This window comes from Floccifex sp., from assembly GCF_051873555.1.
Lineage (GTDB): Bacteria > Bacillota_I > Bacilli_A > Erysipelotrichales > Erysipelotrichaceae > Floccifex.
This window is the reverse complement of sequence record NZ_JBJEEY010000138.1, coordinates 1-6,132: the sequence shown is the minus strand read 5'-3', so window position 1 is coordinate 6,132 and position 6,132 is coordinate 1. Positions and strand designations below refer to the sequence as shown.

General features: G+C 30.7%; 4 protein-coding genes. All 4 read right to left on the bottom strand.

The genetic code is table 11. From position 1 onward, the window contains the following. Positions 1-311 precede the first annotated feature (311 nt). Positions 312-1,898, bottom strand: a complete 1,587-nt coding sequence (locus tag ACI32A_RS08020) for an InlB B-repeat-containing protein (protein WP_439754528.1) — start codon at positions 1,896-1,898, stop codon at positions 312-314. Positions 1,899-2,434: 536 nt separating this feature from the next. Then, positions 2,435-3,382 (bottom strand): DNA polymerase III subunit delta, encoded by a 948-nt coding sequence (holA, locus tag ACI32A_RS08015; RefSeq protein WP_439754527.1) that lies wholly within the window; start codon positions 3,380-3,382, stop codon positions 2,435-2,437. Between the two features lie 11 nt (positions 3,383-3,393). Beyond that, entirely contained in the window at positions 3,394-4,197 is an 804-nt protein-coding gene (locus ACI32A_RS08010) for a hypothetical protein (protein ID WP_439754526.1), read from the bottom strand. Positions 4,198-4,210: 13 nt separating this feature from the next. Beyond that, positions 4,211-6,040 carry a ComEC/Rec2 family competence protein gene (locus ACI32A_RS08005; protein WP_439754525.1) on the bottom strand — a complete coding sequence of 610 codons (1,830 nt, stop codon included), beginning with the start codon at positions 6,038-6,040 and terminating at the stop codon, positions 4,211-4,213. Between the last annotated feature and the right edge of the window lie 92 nt (positions 6,041-6,132).

The following is a 6,132-nucleotide window of genomic DNA, read 5'->3' as shown; positions in this document are numbered from 1 at the left end:
GGTACATTTTTTTGTTACCCCCTAAATGTTGTTATTCTTAACTTAATGACATTGGCTGTTTCCGCCGTTTTCACATAGCCTTTGTAGTTTTGTCCTCTTTGAAGGCCTGTTATTTGTTCAGGAGTTACAACTTATGACAATAAAACTCCAATCAGCAAAGAAACTAATAGACAGATTTGAGAAGATAAAACATGTGATATCAGGACGATTTAAACAGAACAATAATGATATTTCAAGCGTCAAAACAAACAGATTTGGCGTTTTTTTCGTATATAAAAACTCCTGTTAGATTCAACAGGAGTTTAAATTAACTATTTACGATTTTTTCTTTTTAAAATAAATCCAATCAATAATGCATCTAAACTAGAAACCATCATAGAAATCCATAGACCAGCATTTCCAATGATTCCTGTATTCGTTTTATTGGAACTATCTTTATCAACTTCTTTCTTAATAACTTCAAATTCAGTACTAGCTTCTCCTGTTTCAGAAACAATAGAAATTGTATGTTTTCCAGCTTTTAAAGTCGAAACAAAATCTTTGTTCAGTGTAACAATAATACTTCCTTCTTTGACTGTATAATTCTTTGAATTCAATTCTTTTCCATCTAATTTAACATATTTAAACTCATTAAATGCTGCATTGGAAGTAAAAGACAATTCTTTCTTAGTTCCCTGAGTAACACTTTGACCTTTTCCGTTAATGATTTCAGGAGCTTTTTTAGAGATAACTGTATCTTTTAAAGTAATTTCTTTTGTTCCATTTTCATCTGAGAAATAATGATCACAATCTTTACATTGCCAGTATTCAATATTACCAGTATCACTCACAGAAGCTTCTTTGGCATCAAAATGTTCAAGACTGTGTCCATCATTAACTGTAACAGTAACTTTCTTTTCATTACCTGCCTTATCTTTGACAACAACGGTTAAAGTTCCTTTTCCTTTTTCAAGACTATATTTACCATTCGAATCTGGTATTAATTCAACACCATTTGCGGTTACACTTGTAACACCAACATTGTCGGAAACCTCAAACTGTACGGTATCACAATATGTCTTGCCATCTTCCAGTCCTGTGATAACAGGTGCTTCAACGTTTTTCCATTCTGCTTTAAGAGCAATGCTTCCAGTTACATTCTCCGTGAAATTGTATTTTGTTTCACCGTTATACCAGCCGGCAAATTCATAGCCCTCTTTTACAGGATCATCAGGCTCAAGTGCCTGGGCTGTATTTGTGTTAACAAAGTACTGTGTCACTGGTACTGTACCGCTTGCACCGTTTAAGTCAAAGCTGACAGTATGATATGGATCGGTGATCGTGCCACCATTATGTTCAATGCCACCGTAGAATACGCCTCCGCTGATGTTGCCAATGTAGTTGTTTTCACTTTTGTTAAGTACCTTGTCATAGAACACACCACCACTAATAGAATTATTGTTTTCAACCTGACCATTGAATACACCGCCACTAATAGAATTATAGTTTTTAACCTGACCATTGAATACACCGCCACTAATATAGCCACTACCGCCATTATTTACCTGGCCATTGAACACACCGTTAGTTATACATGAGTTTCCAGTATTTAGCACCTGTGCATTAAATACACCGCCACTAATGATTGTATATTCAGAAGAACCTACAAAGTCATTGAATACAGTACCTGCAGTGCCAGTTCTTTGGGTGATTGTACTATAATTTTGAACATTTTTTAATACTGTACCACCATCAGCATAAAACGTACCATGATTAGAAATATCGCCATTTACTTCTCCACTTTCCAGTGTGAATGTACATTGAGAATCTAAAAAGATATCTCCATTAATCTTACCTCCACCTGCACTGTCTTTCAAAATAATATTTTCAGCAATAATAGATAAGCAAGCTTTATTCACACTTTCGATAATCTTCTTGCCGTTCAAGTCAAGTGTGATGTTAAGTGTTTGGATTTTAATTTGTGACACTGATTCTGTCATGGTAATATCTGTCTTCAGAACATAAGTACCGCTATCAGGCAACATATAAAAGGAAGAAGTACCTGGAACTGGAGGTAACTCAGTACCACCATCTGCAGTAATGAAATCTGTACGTGTACTATTTGTCATGGCATAATAGATCTTCTCACCTACCTGCCACAGGTCATATGTTTGCGTACTACCGCCTTCTGCAGATATTGACATTGGTATCAGCATGCATATTGTACATATCGCACATAGTATACTTAATAATTTCTTCTTCATTTTATCTTCTCCGTTTCTAAAATATTTATTATGTCTTCTTATATTCGAATAACTGAATATACATTTATTTTATGAAATTTAATGGATTGCTTCAAGTAATTTTTAGTGTTATATAATAAAAATAATGGTTCTATTTTAAAATCTTGCTTAACAAGAAAAAATTCAGAAAATAAAATACTCAAAAATCCTTTTTATTTTGTCAGCATTTGAAACACAAATTGTTCAAATCCTTCATCCATATCCATTTTTCCCATCTTATGATTTTGATCTAAAGTGGATAATTGATCCAAGATTGCTAATATTTCATCACAATGAAAGGTAGAGGCTTGTTTCATTGTGACTTGAATACGATACGGATGGGCTTTGAATTTTGAAACAATTTCATCTTTTGTCATGCCTGTATCCATGCAAACGCGAACTTGAAATAAGAATCGCATTTGAGAGGCTAATAAAGCATTAATAGCTAATGGTTCAATTTTCTGATTTCGAAAATTTCGATAATATGATAACAACAACAATGCGTTTTTATTTTTTAAAGCATCTACCATTTTAAATATATTTTGAAGCGGTTCTACACTTAATAAGGCTTGTACATCTTCTATTTGAAGATGCGATGAATAGAGTGCACATTTATCTAATTCATTTTCTATTTTCATTGAATCCATACCCACTCTGGAACAAAACCATTCAAAGGCATCATAATCCATAGTTAATCCGATTCGTTTACAATAATCCTGAATATAAGATTTTTTATTTTTTTCATCCAGTGCTAAACATGGAATGATATTATTGGAAGAAATTGTGGAAAGAAATTTTTTGATACTATTTTTTCTTTTATCAAATTTATTATTTTCACAACAAAAAACTACAATACAAGGATTGTCTTCATTACTTCTTTGCATAAATTCATTGACGTCATAATCTGATTCATCTTTGGCTGATAAAAAAGAACAATGATATAAAACAATCATTTTATGTTCATCAAAAATCGAAACACTATCGATTTCAAATAAAACTTCTTCCATTTTATTTTTATTCACATCAAATTCAACGACTTCAGATATTTGATATTTCTTTTTTAAAACATCCAGATTTTGTTTCATCCGTGATGCATCGTTTCCATATAGAATGATATTCATGTAAAACTCCTTTAAAAAATTGTCTCAACGACTTCACTGGCATTCATTTGCGAAATATTTTCTTCATCATTAAAAATCGAAAAACGAAAAATTTCATAATCAAAATACGAAGCATCCACACTACAATCTGGAAATTTCTGATACCAGTCACTATACTTGGTTTTCATGATATTTTCAGCTAATGCTACAGCTTGAGAATTTACATTGCCATTTTGATCGGGTGTTCCTGATAATTTAACACCCGGTGGACTGGAATGAATCAATAATATGCTTCCATCTTCACACATTCCAAGAACCAGATAAACATGACCGACTTGTGAAAAACAAATGTCTCCAGGTTGTACTTGTTCAGATGAAATAACATATCCCAATCCTCTTTTTTCGTATTCATACCCAATGTTTTGTGCTAAATATACATAGCCTTCTTTATTATTTTCCTGTTCCAATGTATTATATACAACCCATCCAATATAACCTGAACAATCCAGGCCATCATGAATTTGATATAAATAATTTGTATAGTCATAGCTTTCATCTTGTGATTGATAAAAACTTTCCCAGTTTTTACTCAATCCAATCGAAACAGCTTCCTGACCCGCTTTTGTATCTTCTTCATTCCATCCTCCACCATAAATATAGAGAGTATTTCCAAGTGGTTCAATTGCCGTTTCTAATAAAGAATAAATTGTTGGTTTTTGTGATATCGATTCTTTGTTTTCTTTTTTAAAAGAAAACAAAAAGAAAATCAGAGAAATACATGTAATACAAATAAAAAACAAGAAAAAGACTCGTGTCCATTTAATTTTTCGTTTCATATGATTTATTTTATCACAAAGTCCCAATCAATCCACTTGCACTCACAAAAAAAGAAAAAGAATGCCAAGTAAAGATATGAATCATCCCTTGATCTTTTGTCATTAAAACATCAATACCACAATTCAAACATCGATATAATACTTCTTTACTTGGATGTCCATATTTATTGTTTTCACCAACGGATATAATACCAAGTTCTGGATTTGTCTGATTTAAGAATTCAAAAGAAGAACTGGTATTCGATCCATGATGTGCTAATTTTAAAACATCAACTTGTATGTCATATGATTGCAGGAGTTGTTTTTCAATGAAAACAGATGCATCTCCTGTCCATAAATAATGGATATTATCATATACAAAATATGAAACTATGCTTGTATCATTTTCGTCTATTGTTTTTCTTTGTTCTAATAAAGAATAAAAAGGATAGTCAACTGGAATTTCTGTACTCGAATCTTGAATCACATTTTCAATTTTAATTTGTTCTTTTAACGATTCATATCCTCCACTGTGATCAAAATCATCATGTGTTAAAATTAAACAATCAATTTTTTGAATTTGAAGATCTTCTAAAACAGGTACAATAATAGATTCTACATTGTCTCTATATAAGTTTTGACCACAATCAATCATGACAACACTTTTATAAAAGGGTTCGACAATCAATGTACAATCCCCTTGTCCAATGTCTAATACATAAACATGAAAAAATGGATCTACTTTAGTAGAATACAATGGAGATAATAAAAATAAGAGTATTAAGATTGTATTTCTTTTTTGTTGAAAGAAAAACGAAAAATTTAAAAGGAATAGAATTATAAAAATAAAATTGGGTACATAATGTATTGTAAAATCGGGGATGGAAAAGAGTGGGAGTTCTATAAAAAAGGAACAAAGAAAAAATAGAGCATTTATATTTTTAAAAAATGGATACAATATAAATAGTATTAAATTTATTTCATGGAAATATAAAAATTGAATTGAAAATAAATAAAGATAGGTTGCCATTTTTTTATTTCGATTTAAATAATGATTTAAAATAAAGATGCCACTGACAAATACAAAGACAAAGTCTTTGGCATAAAGTGGAAATAAAATCAAAAATATAAAACTGGAAATACAAAAACATGTCCATGAATTGGTTTCTAAAAATTTTGTTGTGTTATAAAGGATATAGCGGATTAAATTGATTTTAAATGTGAAAAGTAGTCCATAACAAATACCTAAACAAAGACAAAACGCATTGGCCTGTTTTTCATGTAAGATTTTCTGACTTTTTCGTTTTATGATATGAAGACAAACAAGTATAGGAGAACTAAGTCGAGCAAACATCTGCAAAGAATCGTCTTGTACAATGCCATATAGACTCATCAATAAATAGGAATTGTTTTTGCATTTGGAATAGATCATGGATTTAATTGTATTTTTTCTTTGAATGATGTCTCTTTCGGATACGTTGGCACAATAATAAATATTTTTCTGATTCATAACAGACTGAAAATTAAATTGATGAATGTTGTTTAGGCTTTGAATTTCTTCAATGGTATTGACTTGTACTTGATCATGAAACATAGGGTTTTCAAGTCCATAAAGTACAATCGTACTTTTTGAATCCGATGCCAATACATAACTGGTTTTTATTTCTTGTATCGTATAAATGCCTGGCTGAGCTATTGTTTTTGTGGGTATGATAAGTATTGATAAAATCCATAGTGGAACCCAGATCCAAATTTTCTTTTTGTCTTTTAGAAACAAAAAGAAACAATAAAAAATCCCAAAATAAAGCATTAAAGAAAAATCATGTAATGTTAAACTAAACCAAAATCCAAATAATAAAATCATAAAACAATTTTGTCCTTTATTTTATCAAAAAGAACATCCCCTATTCCTTTTACATTTTTTATGTCTTCTAAAGATTGAAAAGATTGTTCTTT